The organism is Geobacillus subterraneus (genome assembly GCF_001618685.1).
Lineage (GTDB): Bacteria > Bacillota > Bacilli > Bacillales > Anoxybacillaceae > Geobacillus > Geobacillus subterraneus.
Map to the genome: position 1 here is coordinate 190,827 of NZ_CP014342.1, position 23,754 is coordinate 214,580.

Sequence of the window (23,754 nt, forward strand, 5' to 3'; positions counted from 1 at the left end):
CACAGGGAAAGGAGATACTGAATTGTCGACCAATAAAGTCCTATCTGCTCTTTGCTATTTCAGCGTCTTTTTCGCGCCGTTCATTTTGCCGATCGTGACGTATTTTGTTGTGGAAGATCCCGAGGTGAAACACCACGCGAAACGGTCGCTCGTCTCTCATTTAATTCCAGCTATTACCATTGGTTTGTTTCTGGCGTTGGCCTTTGTTCCTGTGATGTTTGGTCAATGGGGAGAGGAATCGTTCTTGTTTGGCGGCGGCATCGCCTGGTTCGGGTTTCTCGTTGCCGGATTGGTGAACTTCGTTGTCGTCATTTGGAATGTCATCAAAGGAATTCAAGTGTTAAAATAAAAAAGAGAGGGAATGGGTATGCCTTTTGCGTAAGCGAATCGGCGATGTGCGGGTCATGACGCAATGGTTCGCCTTTTTAGGCAACATCAGAAAGAGGCCGCCGCGGCCTGGAAAACGATCTTACAGCAAAGATGGTGATGCGATGCTCCATTGGTTGATTGGCGTGTTTATTAATACGGTGCTGCTTATGGCGATTGACGGGTATTTTGACGATATTCATTTCAGCGGCATTGGCGCCGCGTTTTTGGCGAGCTTGATTTTGGCGGTGTTAAATGCCGTTGTCCGTCCGGTGCTTATTTTATTGACGCTGCCGGTGACCGTATTGACGCTCGGGTTGTTTTTGTTTGTCATTAACGCCATCACGCTCATGATGACAGCGGGGCTCATGGGCGATGCGTTTCAAATTGGAGGGTTCGGCACGGCGCTGCTCGCATCGATCGTCTTGTCGTTTTTCCACCTGCTCGTGCAAAAAGCGATTATCGAGCCGCTGCGCGATCGGTCGTAATGGAGACGGGATGGACCGTCTCCATTTTGTTTCCCCCGATGTTTTCCATTCAACGTTGAAACAAAACGTGCTACAATGGAAAAAGATGAAGAAAGGGGAGAACGGCCGATTATGCCAAAAGTGCGGACAAAAGACATCATCGAACAGTTCCAGCTTGAGCTCGTCAGCGGCGCCGAGGGCATTTACCGCCCGATTACAACAAGCGACTTGTCGCGGCCGGGAATTGAGATGGCCGGCTATTTCGCCTATTATCCGGCAGAGCGGCTGCAGCTGCTGGGGCGAACCGAGCTGTCGTTTTACGAAACGCTGACTCCGGAAGAAAAACGGGCGCGAATGGAGCGGCTTTGTACCGATATTACGCCTGGGATTATCGTTTCCCGGGGGCTTGAGGTGCCGCCCGAACTGATCGAAGCGTCTGAGCGCCAGTCGGTGCCGGTGATGCGCTCGACAATGAAAACAACCCGGCTCTCGAGCCGGTTGACCAACTATTTGGAAAGCAAGCTTGCTCCGACAACGGCGGTGCACGGCGTGCTCGTCGATGTGTACGGCGTCGGCGTATTGATCACAGGCAAAAGCGGCGTCGGCAAAAGTGAAACGGCGCTGGAGCTCGTCAAACGCGGCCATCGGTTGGTCGCCGATGACTGCGTCGAAATCCGCCAAGAAGATGAAGATACATTGATCGGCAGCGCGCCGGAGCTGATTGAGCATTTGCTTGAAATTCGCGGCCTCGGCATTATTAATATGATGACGCTGTTCGGCGCGGGGGCGGTGCGGACGCATAAGCGCATTTCGCTCGTCGTCGACTTGGAGCTTTGGGATCCGGAGAAGCAGTACGATCGGCTCGGGTTGGAAGAAGAGAAAGTGAAAATTTTGGATACCGAATTGCCGAAATTAACGATTCCGGTCCGCCCAGGGCGCAACTTGGCGGTCATCGTCGAAGTGGCGGCGATGAACTTCCGGCTGAAGCGGCTCGGGGTCAACGCGGCTGAGGAGTTTTCGGCGCGATTGAGCGATGCGATTGAAGACGGAGAGCATGATGAAAGCCGGTAATGTTCTTTGGTTTCTGTCGCCGTTGATTTCTAACAATTCAAAACACTAAACGTTTCTCAACAGAAAAATGCCTTTTTAAGCTGTCTATTTGATTCAATCACCGGCCCTTTCAGATGAACAAGGAAATTCCGATCAGGATGGCCATTGACAGAAGATCGAGCGATGGCAGCGAGGCTGCGTCGGCCATCCGTCACCGCAAAGGAGGCGTTCAAGATGGAACCGGCCATTGCGCCGTTGGACCGTGTGTTTTTGCATTTGGGACCGATTACGATTTATTGGTATGGTGTCATTATCGGCACAGGCGTTTTGATCGGGTTGTGGCTGGCAACGCGCGAATCGGTGCGACGCGGCTTGCCGAAAGAGACGTTTGTCGATTTGGTGCTGTTTGCTGTGCCGATTGCCATTGTCTGCGCGCGGGCGTACTACGTGCTGTTTGAATGGGACTATTATTCAAAGCATTTGTCCGAGATTCCAAAAGTTTGGCAAGGCGGCCTCGCCATTCACGGCGGTTTGATCGGGGCGGTGGCGACGGGCGCGGTGTTCGCCCGCGCGCGCGGGCTGTCGTTTTGGAAGCTCGCCGATATTGCCGCACCAAGCATCATTTTAGGGCAGGCGATCGGGCGCTGGGGCAATTTTATGAACCAAGAGGCGCACGGCGGTCCGGTGTCACGTGAGTTTCTGGAAAACTTGCATTTGCCGGATTGGATCATTAACCAAATGTATATTGACGGCCAATATTGGCACCCAACGTTTTTATATGAATCGCTTTGGAACGTCGCCGGCTTTTGCCTCCTGCTTTGGCTGCGGCGCGTCAATTTGCGGCGCGGCGAGCTGTTTTTGTCGTACTTGATTTGGTACTCGCTCGGCCGCTTTTGGATTGAGGGAATGCGCACAGATAGCTTAATGCTTACCGAACATTTGCGCATGGCGCAAGTGATGTCCATTGCCCTCATTGTTTTTGCCGTCGCCTTGTGGATCGTGCGCCGGGTGAAAGGATGGGCAAACGAACGGTATGCGGATTGAAGAGATCCGTTGGGCGGAGAAGATAAGCAAAGGAGAGAGGAGATATGATTGGAACGTTGCAGCGCGGCGTCATCGCCGGGCTGAAGACGTCATGGGCGCTCGGCAAAATCATTTTTCCAGTGACGCTCATTCTGGCGTTGTTGCAGCCGACGCCGCTTTTTTCATGGCTCATTGACCTTGTGACTCCCTTAATGAAATGGTTTGGCTTATCCGGCGATGCGGCCGTGCCGCTTGTGCTCGGCAATTTGCTTGGTCTGTACGCGGCGATTGGCGCGATGCTGACGATCGAGTTTACAGTGAAAGAAGTATTGATTTTGGCGATCATGCTTTCTTTTTCCCATAACTTGATCGTCGAGTCATCGGTCGCCTCACGCACGGGCATGAGTGTGACGCTCATGGTTATCGTGCGCATCGGGCTCGCCGTTGTATCCGGGTTGCTGATCGCCCATTTATGGGACGGGGGGCAGGAAATCGCCCAATACGGCTTTATGCCGAAGGAAGATGCGCCGCCGGTCGGCTGGGTGGCGATCGCGTTGGCGGCGTTGAACAAAGCGGCGACCGGCATCGTGCAGCTGGTCGCGATTGTCATTCCGCTAATGACGGTCATTCAAGTATTGAAAGAACGCCACTGGATTGAGGCGTTTTCGCGCTGGATGGCACCGGTGACCAAGATGCTTGGCATGAGCCCGAACACGTCGCTCACCCTTGCCGCCGGCTTTGTGTTCGGCCTCGCGTATGGCGCTGGCGTCATGATTCAAGCCGCAAAAGAAGACGGCGTCTCCAAACGCGACTTAACGTTGGCGTTCATTTTTCTCGTCTCATGCCATGCGGTGGTGGAGGATACCCTCATTTTCATTCCGCTTGGCATTCCGGTATGGCCGCTGCTGGTCATCCGCTTAGTGACGGCCGTATTGCTGACGATGGCGGTGGCGTTTCTTTGGCGCCGCCTTGAACAACCGAAAAGAAAGGAAGCCGCTTCATGATGATTCGCACGATTTTATTTGACCTTGATGGAACGTTGATTGATACGAATGAGCTCATCATCCAGTCGTTTTTGCATACGCTGGAGAAGTATTATCCGGGCCGCTACGGGCGTGAGGACGTCTTGCCGTTCATCGGCCCGTCGCTGTACGAGACGTTCAGCTCGCTCAATCCGGAGCGGGTCGAGGAGATGGTGAAGACGTACCGCACGTTCAACCATGCCCGCCATGACGAATTGATCCGCGAGTTTGACACCGTGTATGAGACGATTGAAACGCTGCACCGCCATGGATTTCGCCTTGGCGTCGTGACGACGAAAATGCATGACACGGCGCTCATGGGCTTGCGGAAAACGCGGCTTGAGCCGTTTTTCTCATGTGTCATCGGTCTTGATGACGTCAACCGCCCCAAACCGGACCCTGAACCGATTCATAAGGCGCTTGAGGCGCTTCAGTCGAAACCAGACGAAGCGCTCATGGTCGGCGACAACTACCACGACATTTTGGCCGGCAAAAACGCCGGCGTCAAAACGGCCGGCGTTGCCTGGGCGATTAAAGGCCGCGGGTATTTGGAACAATATGAACCGGACTATATGTTGGAAAAAATGAGCGATTTGCTGGCCATTGTCGGCATCAACGAACGGAAGGAGGAAGCGTCCTCCCGGTGAGACGAACGACCAAATACCCCGTCCACGGGGCGAACTCGCTCTGGCAATTGTACCGCACTGTCTCGTTTTGGAAAGTGCTGAAAAACGTCATCGTGATCCAAATCGGGCGCTACACGCCGTTTTTGCCGCTGAAAAACTGGCTGTACCGCACGTTTCTCGGCATGAAAATCGGCGAACAAACGGCGCTCGCCTTTATGGTCATGCCGGATATTCTCTTCCCGGAAAAAATCCGCATCGGCCGCAACTGCGTCATCGGCTACAATACGACGATTCTCGCCCACGAATATTTAGTGGACGAATACCGCCTCGGCGATGTGGTAATCGGCGATGAGGTGATGATCGGCGCCAATTCGACCATTTTGCCCGGCGTGGTGATCGGCGACCGCGCCGTCGTCGCCGCCGGCACCATCGTCCATCAAGACGTCCCGCCCGGAGCCATGGTCGCCGGCTGCCCGATGCGCATCGTCCGCACGAACGAACCGCCTTCCGAGTAACGGGGGCGGGTTTTTGTTTGCGGAGAGAAAAGATTCTGAAAAAATGGTAAAATGAATGAACAAACTATTTTTATCTTAATTAGGCGAGAAGACTCCCACTTCAACGAAGCGAAGCGGAGTAAGTGGGAGATGAATCACCTTAACTATATTTTGCTGAAAATAGGATAGATTCAGTAAAATATAGTATCATATAGTTAGATGGGAGGTGAAAACATGTATTTTTGTATCAAACAACAGCTAAATGGTTTGACCAAAGAAGAATACTTGACTCTTCGAGAACTGTGCCATATTGCCAAGAACATGTACAACGTCGGATTGTACAATGTCAGACAATACTATTTTGAACACAAGGAATTTCTTAATTATGAGAAAAACTATCATCTTGCCAAAACTAACGAAAACTATAAGCTGTTAAACAGCAACATGGCACAGCAAATTTTAAAAAAGGTCAATGAAGCCTTTAAATCTTTCTTTGGTTTGATCAGTCTTGCCAAACAAGGAAAATATGACCACAAGGCTATCAGTATTCCAAAATATCTTAAAAAAGATGGCTTTCATTCACTGATCATTGGCCAGATTCGTATAGACGGCAACAAATTCACGATACCGTATTCTCGCCTATTTAAAAAGACTCACAAGCCTATCACGATAACGATTCCGCCTGTGTTGCTGGACAAAAAGATTAAGCAGATTGAAATCATTCCTAAGCATCATGCCAGGTTCTTTGAGATTCAGTACAAATATGAAATGCCTGAAGATCAAAGAGAATTAAACGACCAAAAAGCACTGGCCATTGATTTAGGATTAAACAATCTTGCCACTTGTGTCACATCAGACGGCAGATCATTCATCATTGATGGGCGGAGATTAAAAAGTATAAATCAATGGTTTAACAAAGAAAATGCCAGACTTCAAAGCATGAAAGATAAGCAAAAAATCAAAGGCACGACTCGTAAACAGGCGTTGCTTGCTATGAATCGCAATAATAAAGTGAATGATTATATCAACAAGACTTGCCGTTACATCATTAACTACTGTATTGAAAATCAAATTGGCAAACTTGTCATTGGCTATGCGGAAACATGGCAACGCAATATTAATCTAGGAAAAAAGACAAATCAAAACTTTGTCAATATTCCTCTCGGTAACATAAAAGAAAAACTAGAATATCTTTGTGAATTTTACGGCATTGAATTCTTGAAACAGGAAGAATCCTATACGTCTCAAGCCAGCTTTTTTGACGGCGATGAGATTCCTGAATATAATGCCGACAATCCAAAAGAATATAAGTTCAGCGGCAAACGTATTAAGCGCGGCTTGTATCGAACAAAGTCTGGCAAACTAATTAATGCTGATGTCAATGGCGCATTAAACATCTTAAAGAAAAGTAAAGCTGTAGACCTGAGTGTCTTATGCTCTAGCGGCGAAGTGGACACGCCTCAAAGAATAAGGATTGCTTGAAGCAGTCAAACTTCTTTGGAAGCCCCCACTTCAAATTTTCGCTAGAAAATTAAGTGGGGGTAGTTCACGAAGTAAGAGTTCTCTGTTCCACGACGAAGGTTCTCTTTCGTATCCGGAAGCATGACTTCTTGTCGCTTCTACATATTCGACGATTCGGAGTTTTTTTGTGCCTTGGAGATTTCGTGAGCAGCCGTATGCACAAGGTGGAGCGAAATGGACAGGCGTTTCTTCGTCTGGAAGAGTCCTTATCCATTTTATTGCGGATGGCGCGTTTCCTCTTGACGCTGTGGACGCAAAGGAGTAAACTACTAATAACTTCACTTCTCTACCATATTAGCAAACTAAAGCATTTTGATAAAGGGCGTGGGAACATGGCAAAAAAGCTGTTCATGTTTGAAAAACCGTTAGGCATGCGCGATACGCTGCCGTTTTTATATGAAATGAAAAAGCAAGTGCGCTCGGTGATGGCGGAAGAAATCGAGCGCTGGGGCTATGAGTTTATCGAGACGCCGACGCTTGAGTATTATGAAACGGTCGGGGCGGCGTCGGCCATTGACGATCATCGGTTGTTTAAGCTCTTGGACCAGCAAGGGCATACGCTCGTATTGCGGCCCGATATGACGGCGCCGATCGCCCGGGTGGCGGCGTCAAGGCTGTATGAAGACGGCAATCCGCTCCGGTTGGCGTACAACGCCAATGTGTTTCGCGCGCAGCAGCGCGAAGGCGGGCGGCCGGCGGAGTTTGAGCAGATCGGCGTCGAGCTGATCGGCGATGGCACGGTGGCGGCCGATGCCGAGGTGATCAGCCTGATGGCCGCGCTGCTGAAGCGCGTAGGGCTTGGCCGCTTTTCGGTGGCGGTCGGCCATATCGGCTATGTGAACGCGTTGTTTTTGGAGATTCTAGGGAATGAAGAGCGGGCGAGTGTGCTGCGCCGCTTCTTATATGAAAAAAATTATGTCGGCTACCGCGAGCATGTGAAGTCGCTGCCGCTTTCGTCCATTGATCAAAAACGTCTTCTCGATCTTCTTTCCTTGCGCGGCGGCTGCGAGGCGATCGAGGCGGCAAAAGCGCTGGCTTCGAGCGGGGAAGGACAGCGAGCTGCTGATGAGTTGGCCGCGCTGTTAGCAGCGCTCGAGACGTACGGGGTGACTGAGACGGTAAAACTCGATATGGCGTTGGTCAGCCATATGAGCTATTACACCGGCATTTTGTTTGAAGTGTACGCCGAGCAAGTGGGATTCCCGATCGGCAATGGCGGGCGGTATGATGAGTTGTTGGCGAAGTTTTCCCGCCCGGCGCCGGCGACGGGGTTTGGGCTGCGCGTTGATCGGCTGATTGAGGCGATTGGCGAGACGGATGTGCGCGAGGAGATCGAGTGCATCGTCTTTAGCCAAGAGCGGTTGGCGGAGGCGGTCGAGCTCGCCGAGGCGAAACGGGCGGAAGGACGCCGCGTCGTCTTGCAGCACATCGCCGGCATTCGCGATATTGACGCCTACAGCCAGCGCTACCGGTCGATCGTGTATTTGCTTGGCCGAAGCGGGCGCGACGGGCAATGAATGGCGCAAAAAACGAGGATCGATCCATGCGCGGCGGGACGGAGCGAACGGGAACGATCAGAACGGCTGCAGATGATACAGGAGACGGAACGGTCAAGGCAACGAGAAGCACTTGGCCGCGCTAGTTAGGGCCGGGGAGAACGGCGTGGCGAAAAAGCGCCAACGGGGCTGGGGCGCTGCGTTTGCACATGACGACAAGCAGGGAGGAAGAGCGATGCTGACGATTGCGATGCCGAAAGGGCGCATTTTTGAAGAGGCGGTCGAGCTGCTGCGCCGGGCGGACTATGCGCTGCCGCCGGAGTTTGACGAATCGCGCAAGCTCGTCATTGACGTGGCCGAGGAAAAGATGCGCTTTATTTTGGCGAAACCGATGGATGTGGTGACGTATGTGGAACACGGGGTAGCGGATTTAGGCATAGCGGGAAAAGATGTCTTAATGGAGGAAGAACGGAACGTCTATGAGCTGCTCGATTTGCACATCAGCCGCTGCTATTTGGCGGTCGCGGGGCTGCCTGGCGTTGCGATGAATGAAATTGCGCCAAGGGTGGCGACGAAATATCCGAACATCGCGTCGACGTATTTTCGCGAACAAGGGGAACAAGTAGAAATCATCCGCCTGAACGGCTCGATTGAACTCGCTCCGCTGATCGGCCTAGCCGACCGGATTGTCGATATTGTCTCGACAGGGAGGACGTTGAAAGAAAACGGGCTTGTCGAGCTTGAGCGGATCGCTGACGTGACGTCGCGCCTCATCGTCAATCCGGCGAGCTATCGGTTAAACGGTGAGGAGATCGAGCGGCTGGTCGATCGGCTCGCATCGGTCATTCCCGAACGGTGAGGCAAACGGAACGGTGCGCAGACGAGGGACGCGGAAGACGGAGGAAACGTCCAAAAAGACATCGGATGGAAAGGAGAAAAGCCATGAAAATCGAACGAATCCAAGGCGGCGTCTCGCTAAGGCGCACGATTGAAAGCGGAACGGACGAGCAGCGCCGCGCGGTGCTTGATATTATCGCCGCGGTGCGCGCCCGGGGCGATGCGGCGCTGAAAGAATATACGGAACGGTTTGACGGCGTCAAGCTGGATTCGCTGCGGGTGACGAAAGCGGAAATGGAACGCGCGCATGCGTCCATGAGCGCGGAGATGCTGGAGATCATTCGCGAAGCGGCGGCCCACATTCGCGCCTATCATGAGCGGCAAAAGCGCCAATCATGGTGGATGACGAACGAAGACGGCACGATTCTCGGGCAAAAGGTGACGCCGCTTGATGCGGTCGGGCTGTATGTACCGGGCGGGACGGCCGCCTATCCGTCGTCCGTGCTGATGAACGTCATTCCCGCACAAGTGGCGGGAGTGGAGCGGATTGTCATCACCTCGCCGCCAAACAAAGACGGCACGCTCCCGGATGGCGTGCTGGCGGCGGCGCATGAACTTGGGGTGACGGAAATTTACAAAGTTGGCGGCGCGCAGGCGATCGCGGCGCTGGCGTATGGAACGGAAACGATCCGGCCGGTCGATAAAATTTTCGGACCGGGCAACATTTATGTGGCGTTGGCGAAACGGGAAGTGTTCGGGCATGTAGCGATCGACATGATCGCCGGGCCGAGCGAAATTGTCGTATTGGCCGATGAGACGGCGCATGCGGATGAAATCGCGGCGGATTTGTTGTCACAGGCCGAGCATGACGTGCGGGCGTCAGCCATTTTGGTGACGCCGTCGATGAAACTCGCTTTAGCGGTGGCGAGCGAGGTGGAACGGCAGCTTGAGACGCTGCCGCGCCGCGAGATCGCCCAAGCGGCGCTGGAAACCTACGGGGCCATTTATGTGACCGAGACGCTTGATGAGGCCGTTGAGGCGGTCAATGAGCTGGCGCCCGAGCATTTGGAAGTGATGACGGCGGATCCGATGGCGCTATTAGGGAAGCTTCGCCATGCCGGGGCGATGTTTTTCGGCCGCTTCAGCTCCGAGCCGGTCGGCGACTATTTTGCCGGGCCGAACCACGTGCTGCCGACGAACGGCACGGCGAGATTCTCAAGCGGCTTGAGCGTCGATGAGTTTGTGAAAAAATCAAGCGTGATCGTTTACAGTGAAGCCGCATTGAAACAACATGGCGACAAAATCGCCGCGTTTGCCCGCCTCGAGGGGTTGGAGGCGCACGCACGCGCGGTTGAGATGCGGCTGAAACGGGAAAGAGGGGAACGATAATGGCGAGAGAGGCGACGATCGCAAGAACGACGAAGGAGACAAGCATTCAGCTGGCGTTTTCGCTAGACGGTGAAGGGAAGACGGAGCTCGAGACCGGGGTGCCGTTTTTGACCCATATGCTTGATTTGTTTGCGAAACACGGCCAGTTTGACTTGTTTGTTGACGCGAAAGGCGATACGCATATTGACGATCACCATACGACCGAAGATATCGGCATTTGCCTCGGTCAGGCGATCAAAGAAGCGCTCGGCGACAAAAAAGGAATCAAGCGGTACGGCCACGCGTTTGTACCGATGGATGATGCGCTGGCGCAAGTCGTGATCGACTTGAGCAACCGCCCGCATTTGGAATTTCGCGGCGAATTTCCGGCGGCGAAAGTCGGCACGTTCGATGTCGAGCTCATTCATGAGTTTTTATGGAAACTGGCGCTGGAGGCGCGGATGAACTTGCATGTCATCGTCCATTATGGGCGCAATACGCACCATATGATCGAAGCGGTGTTTAAAGCGCTCGGACGGGCGCTCGATGAAGCGACGATGGTCGACCCGCGCGTCAAAGGCGTCCCGTCGACGAAAGGGATGCTCTAACCGATCGAGGGGGCGCTTCCTGCGGGGAAAGTTCCGCGGGTGCAGAGAAGACGGACGGATCGAGGGGGCGCCCCCTGTGGGGAAAGTTCCGCGGGCGCAGGGAAGGCGGCCGGTCGCCAAGGAGAGGGTTGCGGGTTGCGCATGAAAGGAGCGCCGTGAAAAGCATGCCGCCATACCGTTGTTCATTGAACAAGGGGATGGCATGGATCAGCGAAGAAAGGAATGGGATGACGATGATCGGGATCATCGATTATGGCATGGGCAACTTATACAGCGTCAGCAAAGCGCTCGAGCGGCTCGGCTGCCCGTATATCGTGAGCGGTGACAACGAGGAGCTGGCGCAGGCGCGCGGGCTCATTTTGCCCGGCGTCGGTTCGTTCCGCGATGCGATGCACATTTTGCGTGAAACCGGGCTGGCCGATTTCATCCGCGCGGCGGCTGAAAACGGCACGCCGTTGCTCGGCATTTGTTTAGGGATGCAGTTGTTGTTTGACGAAAGCGAGGAAAACGGGCCGACAAAAGGGCTCGGGCTGCTTCGCGGCCGCGTCGTCCGCTTTCCGGGCGTGACGGACGACGGCGAGCCGTACAAAGTGCCGCACATGGGCTGGAATCAGCTTCGCTTTCATCGTCCGTCGCCGCTTCTTGACGGTGTCGAGGAAGGGCATGTGTATTTTGTCCATTCGTATTACGTCGTCCCGGGTGACGAAGAGGTCGTGCTCGCCAGCAGCGAGTACGATGTCGACGTCCCAGCGGTCGTCGGGCGCGGCCACGTGTTTGGCACACAGTTTCACCCGGAAAAAAGCGGCGCGGTCGGCATGCACATCTTACGCAACTATGTCGGCATCGCCACAGGAAGGGAGAATGGTTGATGGCATCGTTTACGATTTATCCGGCGATCGATATGCGCGGCGGCAAATGTGTCCGCCTGCTGCAAGGCGATTACAATAAAGAAACGGTGTACGGCGATTCGCCGGTCGCGATGGCCGAACAGTTCGCCGCCCAAGGGGCGGAGTGGATTCATATGGTCGATTTAGATGGGGCGAAAGAAGGGCGGCGCGTCAACGACCGGTTTGTGATTGAAGCGGCCCGCCAGCTTTCGGTGAACGTCCAAGTCGGCGGCGGCATTCGCACCGAGGACGATGTCGCCTACTATTTGGAGCGCGGCGTCGCCCGCGTCATTTTAGGAAGCGCGGCGATTGCCGACCCGCCGTTTGTGAAAAAGATGCTACAAACATACGGCCGCCGCATCGTGATCGGCATTGATGCCCGCGATGGCTTTGTGGCGACAGAAGGCTGGCTTGCGACATCCAATGTAAAAGCGGAAGAGCTCGGAAGGATGCTTGCCGAGGCGGGGGCGGAGACGTTTATTTTCACCGATATTGCCACCGACGGCACGCTGTCGGGGCCAAACATCGCTGCGGCGGTCCGTTTGGCGGAGGCGACGGGAAAAGAAGTGATTGCCTCTGGAGGCGTGCGCTCGCTTGATGATTTGCGCGCCCTTCGCGAATACGCCGGTCAAGGCATCGGCGGGGCGATCGTCGGCAAGGCGCTGTACACCAACCAATTTACGCTCGCGGAAGCGGTAAAGGCGGTGAACGAGCGGTGATTACGAAACGCATCATCCCGTGCTTGGACGTAAAAGACGGCCGCGTTGTCAAAGGGGTGCAGTTTGTGCAGCTGCGCGATGCCGGCGACCCGGTCGAGCTGGCGAAGGCGTACGATGAGCAAGGGGCGGACGAGCTCGTGTTTTTGGACATTTCCGCCTCGCACGAAGGGCGGAAAACGATGGTCGATGTCGTCGAGCGCGTCGCCGCCCAGCTCGCCATTCCGTTTACGGTCGGCGGGGGGATTCATTCGCTTGACGATATGAAACGCATGTTGCGCGCGGGCGCGGACAAAGTGTCGCTCAATACGGCCGCGGTGCTTCACCCGTCATTAGTGACCGAAGGGGCGGACTTTTTCGGCTCGCAGTGCATCGTCGTCGCGATTGATGCGAAATACGATGACACGCTTCAGTCATGGCGCGTCTATACGCACGGCGGCCGCAACGCAACAGAATGGGAAGTCGTCGCCTGGGCGAACGAGGCGGTGCGCCTTGGCGCCGGGGAGATTTTGCTGACGAGCATGGATGCCGACGGCGGGAAAAACGGTTTTGACCTCGAGTTGACGCGGCGGGTGAGCGAAGCGGTCCCGGTTCCGGTCATCGCCTCGGGCGGCGCCGGCAAGGCCGAGCATTTTTGGGAAGCGTTCGAAAAAGGAAAAGCAGACGCGGCGCTGGCGGCGTCGATTTTCCATTACAAAGAGACATCGGTCGGTCAAGTGAAGGCGTACTTAAAAGAGAGAGGGGTCAACGTTCGATGAGAACGGACATTCGCTTTGACGACAACGGGCTGGTGCCCGCGATCGTTCAAGATGCACAAAGCAAAGAAGTGCTCATGCTCGCCTATATGAACCAAGAGTCGCTCGAAAAAACGCTCGAGACGGGGGAAACGTGGTTTTACAGCCGCTCGCGCCAAGCGTTATGGCATAAAGGGGCGACGTCGGGAAACGTGCAGCGGGTGGTCGACATCCGCTACGACTGCGACGCCGACACGCTCCTCGTGTTGGTGGAGCCGGCGGGTCCGGCGTGCCATACGGGGACGTATTCGTGCTTTTCCCGCTCGCTTGACGGCGCAGCGCGCACGCCGGCGGCCGACCGGTTCGCGATTTTGCATGAGCTGGAACAAATCATCGCCCAGCGCGACGCCGAACGGCCGGAAGGAGCGTATACGACGTATTTGTTTGAAAAAGGCGTCGATAAAATTTTGAAAAAGGTCGGCGAAGAAGCGGCCGAAGTGATCATCGCGGCGAAAAACCGAAGCCACGAGGAGCTGAAATGGGAAGCGGCCGATTTGTTGTACCATTTGCTTGTGCTTTTGCGCGAGCAAAAACTGCCGCTTGACGCGGTGCTGGCGACGCTTGCTGAGCGGCATGCGCAAAAAACAAAAGCGAAAGGGTGACGAGCGAACGGGAGGACCGTTCGCTTTTGGAATGAAAAGAGGATGCCCGTCACACAGCTGCTGGATCCATAGTCTGTTTCCATAAGCGGTGTGCATGGGCATCCTTTTTGATCGTGCAAAAGTTTATTGCATGGTCGGTGGCTGTTTATAAGAAGAGCGGATAGGGAAACCAAGCCGATGGTCAGCTCCCGATGCCATTGCCGTTGCCAGGTGCGCCGCCTTTGTCATCCGCTGAATGATTGGTCGGTCAGGCCGAGGCGCAGCCGGCGCATGCCGTTTCATCGACTAGTATCGCATCACGAACATTCGCGCCGTTCGATGATCGGATTGGCAGGCGCGTTAGGTTGAAAGTTTTTTGCTTGTTTCCGCCGCCAGTGTGGTATACTGTTGTTCGACGAATGTTACGGACGACGGAGGACAGAATGGGAAAACAACTGAAGCGATCATCACGAAAAGCAATGATTGTACCGTTTATCCAAAGTGCGGATTATTTTTTTAAAAAAGGGATGAAGGCATACGAGCGGGGCGACCTCCATAAAGCGAGGAAATATTTGGAACGCGCTGTCCGGCTCGATGAGCGCGATGCATCGTTCGCCTTGCAGCTGGCTCTTGTGTTGTCCGAGCTTGGCGAATATCAATTTTCCAATCAATGGTTGATCAAAATTCTTCATGATTTAGATGAAACGATGTATGATTGCTTTTATTTTTTGGCGAACAATTTGGCCTGTCTTGGCTTGTTCCGTGAAGCGGCGAAATATGCGGAACAGTATTTGACATATGAACCGGACGGGGAGTTCGCTGATGACGCCGCTGATTTGTTGGAGCTGCTCAAACTCGACCGCCACGATGTAAGCGAAGAGCAAGAGCAGCTGATCACCATGCAGGAGCGGGCCCAGCATTTGCTTGAGCAAGAGCAGTTTGCCGAAGCGATCGAGGCGTTAGAGGCGATCGTTTCCCGATACCCGGAATTTTGGTCGGCGCACAACAATTTGGCGCTTGCCTATTTTTACAGCGGCGACGTGGAGAAGGCGAAGCAAAAGCTGCTTGACGTGCTGAGGCGCGATCCCGGCAATTTGCATGCGCTTTGCAACGCGCTCGTTTTCGCCTATCACTTGCATGACCAAGAACAGGTGGCTGCTCTTTGCGAGATGTTGGCTTCCCTCTACCCGTTTTTCCGCGAACACCAATATAAGCTTGGGGCTACTTTTGCTCTTGTCGGGCGGTTCGACTCGGCGTTTCGCTGGTTGTATCGCCTGTATAAAAACGGTTTTGAGGGTGACGGCCCCTTTTACTACTGGCTCGCTTACGCCGCGTATCATACCGGGCATGAATCGTTAGCCCGGCAAGTATGGGAAACGCTCACTGCCCTTCATCCAGAAAAGCGCGGCGAGGAGCCGTGGGCCGCTCCGACGCTGCTCGATGAAGCGCTTCTCCGCATTGTTCAGCTGTTTGAGGGGGAGGAGCTGGCTGACCGGCTGTCTGGATTGTATTTGTTCAGCCGCTCGCCGCAAGCGGAAAAGACCGCGTTGGCGCTCGCTGTCTGCCGCCTCTTGCCGGCCGATCCGCGTCTGCGCCCGTTTATCGATTCGTTTTTGTTCGGGCTGGATGACGGGCGATCCGCTTGGGCGGCGAAGATCGGCCGCATGATCGATGTGCTTTTGGCAAATAATGAGGAAAAGGAGGCGCTCTGCCGCTTCGCCTTCGCCGTGGCTGTTCACCCGTCAGCCCAAGGTGAACCGTTTGCGAACGGCGCTGCATGGGCGGCAGCGATCGAATATGTTTGGCGCCAGCAGCAAGGGGAACATGTGACGCAAAAAGGGATGGCGGCGAAATACGGCGTTTCCGCGGCGACCGTGCAAAAGTACGTGCAAAAAGTGCGCCGACTATGGTCGTGAGCAAATCAATAGACGCCGTACACGGACTTTTATACGATGGAGATGGAGTGATTATCGAGCGAAGGAGTGGACGTTGTGGCAGACGAAAAAATCTATGACGTCATTATTGCCGGAGCCGGGCCGGCGGGGCTGACGGCGGCTGTGTATACGTCACGCGCCAATTTGTCGACGCTCATGATCGAGCGCGGCGTGCCGGGCGGGCAAATGGTCAATACGGAGGAAGTCGAGAACTACCCGGGATTTGAAACGATTTTAGGGCCGGAATTGGCGACAAAAATGTTTGAACATGCGAAAAAGTTCGGAGCGGAATACGCCTACGGCGATGTCAAAGAAATTATCGACGGCGAGGCGTATAAAACGGTCGTTGTCGGCGACAAAGAGTATAAAGCGCGCGCGGTGATTATCGCCACCGGCGCCGAATACAAAAAGCTCGGCGTGCCAGGGGAAGCGGAGCTTGGCGGCCGCGGCGTTTCGTATTGTGCAGTTTGCGACGGGGCATTTTTCAAAGGAAAAGACTTGGTCGTCGTCGGCGGCGGCGACTCGGCGGTCGAAGAAGGCGTCTATTTGACCCGTTTTGCCAATAAAGTGACGATCGTTCACCGCCGCGATCAACTGCGGGCGCAAAAAATTTTGCAAGACCGGGCGTTTGCCAATGAAAAAGTCGATTTTATTTGGAATCATACAGTGAAACAAATCAATGAAAAGGATGGCAAAGTCGGCAGCGTGACGCTCGTCCATACCGAGACCGGGGAAGAGCGCGAATTCCCGTGCGACGGCGTCTTTATTTACATCGGGATGGTGCCGCTCTCCAAGCCGTTTGTCAATCTTGGTATCACGAACGAAAACGGTTATATTGTCACGAACGAGAAAATGGAAACGAAAGTGCCGGGCATTTTCGCTGCCGGTGATGTGCGGGAAAAAACGCTCCGGCAAATCGTCACGGCGACCGGCGACGGCAGCATCGCCGCGCAAAGTGCCCAACATTACGTCGAGGAACTGAAAGAAAAATTGAATACGCAAGGGGTTAGCTGAGCCGGTAATCAAACCGCAACGAAACCGTAATGGTTATTTAATCCAGCTGTAACACGAATGCAACACAGTTGTCGTATGCTATAAGTAAGTAATTGACCCCCTTTTATATAGATCTTTATGGATTGGCGTGGGCGTTTTCCCACGCTTCTTTTTTGTCCCTTGGCGCTTCGTTTCCGACGGTTTGTCGGCGGGAGTGGCTTAACTATTTATGGATTTATGGTAAAATGGAAATGATGATGGATGTGTTTGTGCCATGTTTGGGGTGAAGAAATTGCAACGGGTAACGAATTGCGTATTATATAAAGACGGCCGGGTGTTGCTTTTGCAGAAGCCGAAACGGGGCTGGTGGGTCGCCCCGGGCGGCAAAATGGAGCCCGGCGAGACGGTGCGTGAAGCGTGCATTCGCGAATATCGGGAAGAGACGGGCATTTATTTAAAACACCCGCAGCTGAAAGGGGTGTTTACCGTCGTGATCAAAGACGGGGAGCGAACGGTGTCTGAATGGATGATGTTTACCTTTTTCGCGGAGGACTTTATCGGTGAAAATGTCGCGTCTTCCGAAGAGGGAACGCTCGCTTGGCACGATGTCGAGACGCTTTCGGCGCTGCCAATGGCCCCAGGTGACTACCATATTTTAGACTACGCCTTAAAAGGTCAAGGAATGATGTACGGCGCATTTGTGTATACGGAGGAATTTGAGCTGCTTTCGTATCGCCTTGATCCGAGTTAACGGAGAGGAGAGAAGGAGATGGGGCAAAACGGGACGGTGCAACCGATCCAGCTCGTGATTATTACCGGCATGTCCGGAGCGGGGAAAACGGTGGCGATTCAAAGTTTTGAAGATCTCGGCTTTTTTTGCGTTGACAATTTGCCGCCGACGCTATTGCCGAAGTTTTTGGAGCTTGTGAAAGAGTCCGGGAATAAAATGAATAAAGTCGCGCTCGTCATGGACTTGCGCAGCCGCGACTTTTTTGATCATTTGTTCGCCGCGTTGGACGAATTGTCCGAGCAGGCGTGGATCGTGCCGCAAATTTTGTTTTTGGACGCACAAGACTCGACGCTTGTCGCCCGCTACAAAGAAACGCGGCGGACGCACCCGCTCGCGCCGAACGAACCGCCGCTTGAAGGGATCCGCCTCGAGCGGAAGTTGCTTGAAGAAATCAAAGGGCGGGCGCAAATCATTTATGATACGACCGGACTCAAGCCGCGCGAGCTGCGCGAAAAAATTGTCCGCCAGTTTTCGTCGCATGCGCAGTCTGGGTTTACGGTCAACGTCATGTCGTTCGGATTTAAGTACGGCATCCCGATAGACGCTGATTTAGTGTTTGATGTCCGTTTTTTGCCGAACCCGCATTATATTGAGCACATGCGCCCGAAAACCGGGCTTGATGACGAAGTGTCATCGTATGTGCTAAAATGGGGAGAAACACAAAAATTTTTAGAAAAGTTGCTTGACTTGTTGGCGTTTATGCTGCCATATTACCAGCGCGAGGGGAAAAGCCAGCTGGTGATTGCCATCGGCTGCACGGGCGGGCAGCACCGCTCGGTGGCGCTGGCGGAATACATCGCCCGCCATTTTTCTGCCGATTATAAAACGGTTGTCTCGCACCGGGACATGGAGAGGAGAAAGGAAGCGCATCGATGAGGGACGAACAAGCAGCCAAAATGGTTGTCATCGGCGGCGGCACCGGGCTTCCTGTCTTGTTGCGGGGGCTGAAGCAATACGAGCTCGACTTGACCGCTATTGTCACTGTCGCCGATGACGGGGGAAGTTCCGGGCGGCTGCGCGATGAGCTGCGCGTCCCGCCGCCTGGGGATGTCCGCAACGTGCTGGCGGCGCTGTCTGATGTCGAACCGCTCATTGTCGAGCTGTTTCAACATCGCTTTCAAAACGGCAACGGCTTATCCGGCCATTCGCTCGGCAATTTAATTTTAGCGGCGCTCACCTCGATCACCGGCGATTTTATGAAGGCGATCCGTGAAATGAGCAAAGTGCTGAACGTGCACGGCCAAGTGCTGCCGGCGGCGAACAAAAGTGTCGTTTTGCATGCTGAAATGGAAGATGGTTCGATTGTGTCCGGCGAATCCAAAATTCCGAATGCGGGAAAAAAAATTAAGAGAGTGTTTTTAACCCCGGAAGATATTGAACCGCTGCCGGAGACGATCGCCGCCATCCGCCGTGCCGATTTGATCGTCATCGGACCGGGAAGCCTGTATACGAGCATTTTGCCGAATTTGCTTGTGCCGAAAATCGGGCAGGAAGTATGCAAAGCAAAGGCGAAAAAAGTATATATATGCAACATTATGACCCAAGCCGGCGAGACGCCGCACTATACGGTGAGCGATCATGTGAAGGCGCTTCACAGCCACCTTGGCCGCCCGTTTTTAGATGCGGTGATCGTCAACAGCGGGGCGATTCCGGAAGCGATTCGCCGCCGTTACGAGGAGGAGCGGGCCGAGCCGGTGCGTGACGACAGCAGCGGACTTCACATCCAAGTCATTCGCGAGGATATTGTTACGTATGAAGATGGGGTCATTCGTCATAATACAGCGAAAGTCGCCGCTCTTCTTCTTGGGCTGCTTTCCCGCCGCTAGGCACGTGCGAAGCGGTTTGGGGAGACATAAGGATGAAGCGCCGGAGTAAGGCGGCGGCAGATGGCCGCGCCGAGGTTTCGACACCTCCAACCGGCCGATGCGGGGAATGAATGGAGGTGGAGCGACGTGTCCTTTGCGTCAGAAACGAAAAAAGAATTGACCAATCTCGAAGTGAAACGCTGTTGCCTGCGGGCAGAGCTGTCGGCGCTGTTGCGCATGAACGGTTCGCTGTCGTTTTCCGGCGGGCGGATGACGGTCGATGTCCAAACGGAAAACGCGGCGATTGCCCGGCGCATTTATACGCTGCTGAAAAAAGGGTATGATGTCGCCGTTGAGCTGTTTGTCCGCAAAAAAATGCGTTTGAAGAAAAATAACGTATATATCGTGCGCATTACCGACGGTGCGGCTCCGTTGCTTCGCGAGCTTTATATTTGGAACGGCGATTTTTCGTTCGTCCACGATATTTCTCCGGAGCTCGTCAAGAAAAAGTGCTGCAAGCGTTCGTATTTGCGCGGCGCATTTTTGGCGGGCGGCTCGGTCAACAACCCGGAAACGTCCTCATATCATTTAGAGATTTTTTCGCTGTATGAGGAACATAATCGGTCGCTATGTGAATTAATGAACAGTCACTTTTTTTTAAATGCAAAAACGTTGGAACGGAAAAAGGGGTTTATTACGTATTTAAAAGAGGCGGAAAAAATCGCGGAGTTTTTAAATATTGTCGGCGCTCACCAGGCGCTGCTCCGCTTTGAAGACATTCGCATCGTCCGCGACATGCGCAACTCCGTCAATCGGCTTGTCAATTGTGAGACGGCCAATCTAAACAAAACGATCGGCGCTGCGCTCCGCCAAGTGGAAAACATCCGCTACATCGATGAAACGATCGGCCTTGATTCACTGCCGGCGAAGCTGCGCGAAATTGCCCGACTCCGCATCGAGCACCAAGATGTCACCTTAAAGGAGCTCGGTGAGATGGTCACGGGCGCAAAAATCAGCAAATCCGGCATCAACCACCGGCTGCGCAAAATTGATGAGATCGCGGAGCGGCTGCGGGCTGGAAAGCCGGTCGATTTCCATAAATCGCTGTAAAGGGGAGATGGAGAATGGTGGAAAAACAAGTGGAAGTGAAATTAAAAACCGGGCTGCAGGCGCGCCCGGCGGCGTTGTTCGTCCAAGAAGCGAACCGTTTTTCCGCTGATGTGTTTTTGGAAAAAGACGGAAAACGGGTCAACGCGAAAAGCATTATGGGCTTGATGAGCCTCGCCATCGGCCATGGAGCGGTGATCACGCTCATTGCCGACGGTCCGGATGAGCAAGAAGCGATCGAAAAGCTCGCCGCCTATGTGCAAAAGGAAAAGTAAAGCAGCGTGTGGGGCTGGCGGGGAAAGGAATGGAAAAGGCTGCTCCGTTTTTGTCGGAAGCAGCCTTTTTTCGTCAATGTCGGTGCAGGCGCAGCTCTATAGCGGTTCTGCCAACGTGTGCATGCCTTATTTTTCATCAGCGCGCGTCAGCACGCGGTCAATGATGCCGTATTCCATTGCTTTTTGCGCGGTCATAAAGTTGTCGCGGTCCGTATCGCGCTCGATCACTTCGATCGGCTGGCCGGTGTTTTCCGATAAAATGCGGTTCAATTTGTCGCGCAAGAACAAAATGCGCTTCGCTGCGATTTCGATTTCCGTCGCTTGCCCTTGGGCGCCGCCGAGCGGTTGGTGGATCATGATTTCACTGTTTGGCAAGGCGAACCGTTTCCCTTTCGCACCGGCGGCAAGCAAAAACGCCCCCATGGAAGCGGCCATGCCGATGCAAATTGTCGATACGTCCGGTTTGATGAACTGCATCGTGTCGTAAATCGCCAGGCCAGCTGTGATCGAGCCGCCCGGGCTGTTAATGTAAAGAGAGATGTCTTTTTCCGGGTCTTCCGCCGCCAAAAACAACAGCTGCGACACGATCGAGTTCGCCACTTGGTCGTCGATCGGGCTGCCAAGGAAAATAATGCGGTCTTTCAGCAGCCGTGAATAAATGTCGTACGCCCGCTCCCCGCGGTTCGTCTGTTCGATGACAGTCGGGATTAAATACATGCCAAACGCCTCCTTTTCCATCATAAGGATCTCTATGTACGCCTTAATCATACATGAATGGTCAATGAAGGTCAAACAAAACGCCTTCTCCCATTCATCTATATACATATTCGCGAACAGCGGCGGACATCCCTCTTTTCATCATAACCGCTTTTTCAGTTTTTAAACCACTGTTTCTCCTGCTGCCTTTGTTGGCGATGGCGGCAAAAAGGATAAACATGGCGCGAGGAATAGCTGTCCAATTTTTCCTCTTTTTTATTTCATTTTTCCTCTTGCATTTTGGTGTGATCCTGCTATAATAGAACATGCAACGGAACGAAGCAGCAAAAACAACAGCATATGATGCCCTCGTAGTGTAGTGGATAGCACGAGAGATTCCGGTTCTCTTAGCGTGGGTTCGAATCCTGCCGAGGGCGCTAAGCGTATAGGATCTATCATTTTTCAGTACGACCGCGTTTGCGGTCGTTTTTCGTTTTGATCGCTACATAGGGTCAGAAGAAGGGGGTGTTTTTAGTTCCCTTCGTCCGTTTGCCTGCAGGCAGCCGTCAAAAATTTCTCCTACCTCCTCCCCTTCCCGTCGTGTACAATAAAAAGAAAAGGGGGGCGTGACGATGAGGGCGGAGTTAAGGCAGGAGCAGCGGCTGCAGTTGTCGCTGACGAAAGAACTCGTGCAGGCGATTGAATTGCTGCAGTATTCCGCGATGGATTTGGAAGCGTTTTTATATGAGCGGTCGTTGGAAAACCCGTTTTTGGAAATTCGCCGCAGCCGGGTGCGGCAGCGGGCTCATCGGGCCGAACGGGATCAAAAGCAGTGGCTGGAGAACATCGGGGCCCGGCAGGAGACGCTCGTTGGCCATTTGCTTTCTCAGCTGCCTTCGCTCAAGCTGGCCGACCGGGATGAGCGCATCGTTCGCTGTCTCATCGCTTCGCTTGATGAGGACGGCTATTTGCGTGTCCCGCTCATTGAGCTGGCGGCGCAATTTTCTGCGTCGGAACGGGAGATGGAGCGGGGGCTGCGCCTCGTTCAGTCGCTCGACCCGCCGGGAGTTGGGGCGCGTGATTTGGCCGAGTGCCTTCGTTTGCAGCTGGAGCGCCTTCCGGAGCGCGACGAGCTGGCGGAAAGGATCGTCCGCTACCATTTTGTCCCCTTTGCGGAAAAGTCGTGGAAAACGCTGGCCAAGCAGCTTGGCGTCGGCCTTGGCGAGCTGCAGCGCGTCTTTGAGCTCATTCGCTCGCTCGAGCCGCGGCCGGGCATTCACTATTCGAGCGACAAGCCGCCTTTGGTGGTGCCGGATGTGATCGTCGCCAGGGGGGCGGATGGGGACTGGATGGTCGTTTACAATGATGACATCTATCCGGAGCTTGGTTGGAACCGGGGGTACGAGCAGCGCATTGCCGCATCCGGCGACCGGCAGGCCGAACAGTTTATCAAAGAAAAATACCGGCAGTTTGCGTGGCTTGCGAAAAGCCTTGAACAGCGCAAGCAGACGCTGCTTCAGCTAATGGCGGTCATCGTGGAACGCCAGCGCCCGTGCTTGGAATTCGGGCTTTCCGCGCTCAAACCGATGACGATGCGCGAGGTGGCCGAGGAACTGGGGGTGCACGAATCGACGGTGAGCCGTGCGGTGCGCCATAAATATGCGCAAACGCCGTTCGGCACGATCGAACTGCGCCGCTTTTTTTCGAGCGCGGCTACCGCCGATGCGACAGATGAGGCCGCTTCGTCGACTCAAGTGAAAGCGATCATCCAAGAGTTGATCGCAGCCGAAGATCCGCAGGCGCCGCTTTCCGACCAGCAGCTCGCCGATTTGCTTCACGAGCGGCACGGCATCGCCATCTCGCGGCGAACGGTGGCGAAATACCGCGAGCAGCTGCGCATTCCGTCCTCGGCGAAGCGGAAGCAATACACGAATTTGTAAATCATGCATAAGATGGAAGAGAGGAAGAAACTGATGCACATCCGTTTGTATACAAAAACGAACTGCCCGCTTTGTGAAAAAGCCAAGGCGGTGTTGATGGAGCTGCAGGCGGACGTTCCGTTTACGATCGAAGAGTTGGATATTTATGAAGATGATGCGCTGCTTGAAAAATACCAGTTGATGATTCCGGTGGTGGAACTCAACGGCGAAGAAATCGGTTACGGGATGATTGAAAAAGAAACGGTGAGAAAGCGGTTGCGGCAGGCGCAAAAAAGTTGAACACCACCTTTCCTCCTGCTATAATGAAAATGGCGCGGGAGGAATTTTTTATCGACTGGCGGGACATAATATGTCACAC

At 54.0% G+C, this 23,754-nt stretch carries 26 protein-coding genes and 1 tRNA gene; 26 read left to right on the top strand and 1 reads right to left on the bottom strand.

Annotated elements, in window-relative coordinates; genetic code table 11:
- Nucleotides 1-22: 22 nt before the first annotated feature.
- The 23 genes from GS3922_RS00820 to GS3922_RS00930 all read left to right on the top strand — a co-directional run bounded on the left by GS3922_RS00820 (nt 23) and on the right by GS3922_RS00930 (nt 20,760).
- A complete protein-coding gene (locus GS3922_RS00820; RefSeq protein ID WP_063167266.1) occupies nt 23-349 on the top strand; it encodes a magnetosome magnetite crystal formation protein family in 327 nt (108 codons plus the stop codon).
- Nucleotides 350-491: 142 nt separating this feature from the next.
- Nucleotides 492-854, top strand: a complete 363-nt coding sequence (locus GS3922_RS00825; RefSeq protein WP_063167267.1) for a phage holin family protein — start codon at nt 492-494, stop codon at nt 852-854.
- 111 nt (nt 855-965) lie between these two features.
- On the top strand, nt 966-1,904 hold the full coding sequence (gene hprK / locus GS3922_RS00830; protein ID WP_063164773.1) for an HPr(Ser) kinase/phosphatase: 939 nt from the start codon (nt 966-968) through the stop codon (nt 1,902-1,904).
- A 213-nt stretch (nt 1,905-2,117) separates the two neighbouring features.
- A complete protein-coding gene (lgt, locus tag GS3922_RS00835) occupies nt 2,118-2,927 on the top strand; it encodes a prolipoprotein diacylglyceryl transferase (RefSeq protein ID WP_063164774.1) in 810 nt (269 codons plus the stop codon).
- Between the two features lie 44 nt (nt 2,928-2,971).
- Complete coding sequence (locus tag GS3922_RS00840) at nt 2,972-3,910, top strand: nucleoside recognition domain-containing protein (RefSeq protein ID WP_063164775.1); 939 nt, start codon at nt 2,972-2,974, stop codon at nt 3,908-3,910.
- Nucleotides 3,907-4,575, top strand: a complete 669-nt coding sequence (ppaX, locus tag GS3922_RS00845) for a pyrophosphatase PpaX (RefSeq protein WP_063164776.1) — start codon at nt 3,907-3,909, stop codon at nt 4,573-4,575. Before GS3922_RS00840 ends, ppaX begins: the two co-directional genes overlap by 4 nt.
- Nucleotides 4,572-5,069: an acyltransferase gene (locus tag GS3922_RS00850; protein ID WP_063164777.1), complete on the top strand. Its 498-nt coding sequence runs from the start codon at nt 4,572-4,574 to the stop codon at nt 5,067-5,069. The genes ppaX and GS3922_RS00850 overlap by 4 nt, the downstream gene beginning before the upstream one ends.
- Nucleotides 5,070-5,282: 213 nt before the next feature.
- Entirely contained in the window at nt 5,283-6,530 is a 1,248-nt protein-coding gene (locus GS3922_RS00855) for an RNA-guided endonuclease InsQ/TnpB family protein (protein WP_063164778.1), read from the top strand.
- Between the two features lie 371 nt (nt 6,531-6,901).
- Nucleotides 6,902-8,086 carry an ATP phosphoribosyltransferase regulatory subunit gene (locus tag GS3922_RS00860; protein WP_063164779.1) on the top strand — a complete coding sequence of 395 codons (1,185 nt, stop codon included), beginning with the start codon at nt 6,902-6,904 and terminating at the stop codon, nt 8,084-8,086.
- A gap of 214 nt (nt 8,087-8,300) precedes the next feature.
- The gene (gene hisG / locus GS3922_RS00865) at nt 8,301-8,924 is read left to right on the top strand and encodes an ATP phosphoribosyltransferase (protein ID WP_063167268.1); all 624 of its coding nucleotides are present in this window, start codon (nt 8,301-8,303) and stop codon (nt 8,922-8,924) included.
- An 83-nt stretch (nt 8,925-9,007) separates the two neighbouring features.
- Entirely contained in the window at nt 9,008-10,291 is a 1,284-nt protein-coding gene (gene hisD / locus GS3922_RS00870; protein WP_063164780.1) for a histidinol dehydrogenase, read from the top strand.
- Entirely contained in the window at nt 10,291-10,878 is a 588-nt protein-coding gene (gene hisB / locus GS3922_RS00875) for an imidazoleglycerol-phosphate dehydratase HisB (RefSeq protein ID WP_063164781.1), read from the top strand. Before hisD ends, hisB begins: the two co-directional genes overlap by 1 nt.
- A 227-nt stretch (nt 10,879-11,105) precedes the next feature.
- On the top strand, nt 11,106-11,747 hold the full coding sequence (hisH, locus tag GS3922_RS00880; RefSeq protein WP_063167269.1) for an imidazole glycerol phosphate synthase subunit HisH: 642 nt from the start codon (nt 11,106-11,108) through the stop codon (nt 11,745-11,747).
- A complete protein-coding gene (hisA, locus tag GS3922_RS00885) occupies nt 11,747-12,484 on the top strand; it encodes a 1-(5-phosphoribosyl)-5-[(5-phosphoribosylamino)methylideneamino]imidazole-4-carboxamide isomerase (protein ID WP_063164782.1) in 738 nt (245 codons plus the stop codon). Before hisH ends, hisA begins: the two co-directional genes overlap by 1 nt.
- Nucleotides 12,481-13,239, top strand: coding sequence for an imidazole glycerol phosphate synthase subunit HisF (gene hisF / locus GS3922_RS00890; protein ID WP_063164783.1), 759 nt, complete (start codon nt 12,481-12,483; stop codon nt 13,237-13,239). The genes hisA and hisF overlap by 4 nt, the downstream gene beginning before the upstream one ends.
- Nucleotides 13,236-13,877 carry a bifunctional phosphoribosyl-AMP cyclohydrolase/phosphoribosyl-ATP diphosphatase HisIE gene (gene hisIE / locus GS3922_RS00895; RefSeq protein ID WP_063164784.1) on the top strand — a complete coding sequence of 214 codons (642 nt, stop codon included), beginning with the start codon at nt 13,236-13,238 and terminating at the stop codon, nt 13,875-13,877. Before hisF ends, hisIE begins: the two co-directional genes overlap by 4 nt.
- 422 nt (nt 13,878-14,299) lie before the next feature.
- On the top strand, nt 14,300-15,772 hold the full coding sequence (locus GS3922_RS00900; protein ID WP_063164785.1) for a tetratricopeptide repeat protein: 1,473 nt from the start codon (nt 14,300-14,302) through the stop codon (nt 15,770-15,772).
- 75 nt (nt 15,773-15,847) lie between these two features.
- Complete coding sequence (gene trxB / locus GS3922_RS00905) at nt 15,848-16,804, top strand: thioredoxin-disulfide reductase (RefSeq protein WP_063164786.1); 957 nt, start codon at nt 15,848-15,850, stop codon at nt 16,802-16,804.
- Nucleotides 16,805-17,057: 253 nt separating this feature from the next.
- The gene (locus GS3922_RS00910; protein WP_063164787.1) at nt 17,058-17,534 is read left to right on the top strand and encodes an NUDIX hydrolase; all 477 of its coding nucleotides are present in this window, start codon (nt 17,058-17,060) and stop codon (nt 17,532-17,534) included.
- An 18-nt stretch (nt 17,535-17,552) separates the two neighbouring features.
- Nucleotides 17,553-18,449 (top strand): RNase adapter RapZ, encoded by an 897-nt coding sequence (gene rapZ, locus GS3922_RS00915; protein WP_063164788.1) that lies wholly within the window; start codon nt 17,553-17,555, stop codon nt 18,447-18,449.
- A complete protein-coding gene (locus tag GS3922_RS00920; RefSeq protein ID WP_063164789.1) occupies nt 18,446-19,399 on the top strand; it encodes a gluconeogenesis factor YvcK family protein in 954 nt (317 codons plus the stop codon). Before rapZ ends, GS3922_RS00920 begins: the two co-directional genes overlap by 4 nt.
- Nucleotides 19,400-19,525: 126 nt before the next feature.
- Nucleotides 19,526-20,488 (top strand): DNA-binding protein WhiA, encoded by a 963-nt coding sequence (whiA, locus tag GS3922_RS00925; protein WP_063164790.1) that lies wholly within the window; start codon nt 19,526-19,528, stop codon nt 20,486-20,488.
- A 14-nt stretch (nt 20,489-20,502) separates the two neighbouring features.
- Nucleotides 20,503-20,760, top strand: coding sequence for an HPr family phosphocarrier protein (locus tag GS3922_RS00930; RefSeq protein WP_011232533.1), 258 nt, complete (start codon nt 20,503-20,505; stop codon nt 20,758-20,760).
- A 126-nt stretch (nt 20,761-20,886) separates the two neighbouring features.
- Here the strand turns inward: GS3922_RS00930 and clpP are convergent, their stop codons facing one another.
- The gene (clpP, locus tag GS3922_RS00935; RefSeq protein ID WP_063167270.1) at nt 20,887-21,477 is read right to left on the bottom strand and encodes an ATP-dependent Clp endopeptidase proteolytic subunit ClpP; all 591 of its coding nucleotides are present in this window, start codon (nt 21,475-21,477) and stop codon (nt 20,887-20,889) included.
- Nucleotides 21,478-21,821: 344 nt separating this feature from the next.
- Between clpP and GS3922_RS00940 the strand changes: the two genes are divergently transcribed.
- From GS3922_RS00940 to GS3922_RS00950, 3 genes are all read left to right on the top strand, one after another.
- Nucleotides 21,822-21,893 (top strand) — tRNA-Arg (locus tag GS3922_RS00940).
- 195 nt (nt 21,894-22,088) lie between these two features.
- Nucleotides 22,089-23,396 carry an RNA polymerase factor sigma-54 gene (rpoN, locus tag GS3922_RS00945; protein ID WP_063164791.1) on the top strand — a complete coding sequence of 436 codons (1,308 nt, stop codon included), beginning with the start codon at nt 22,089-22,091 and terminating at the stop codon, nt 23,394-23,396.
- A gap of 33 nt (nt 23,397-23,429) precedes the next feature.
- The gene (locus tag GS3922_RS00950) at nt 23,430-23,675 is read left to right on the top strand and encodes a glutaredoxin family protein (RefSeq protein ID WP_063164792.1); all 246 of its coding nucleotides are present in this window, start codon (nt 23,430-23,432) and stop codon (nt 23,673-23,675) included.
- Nucleotides 23,676-23,754 lie beyond the last annotated feature (79 nt).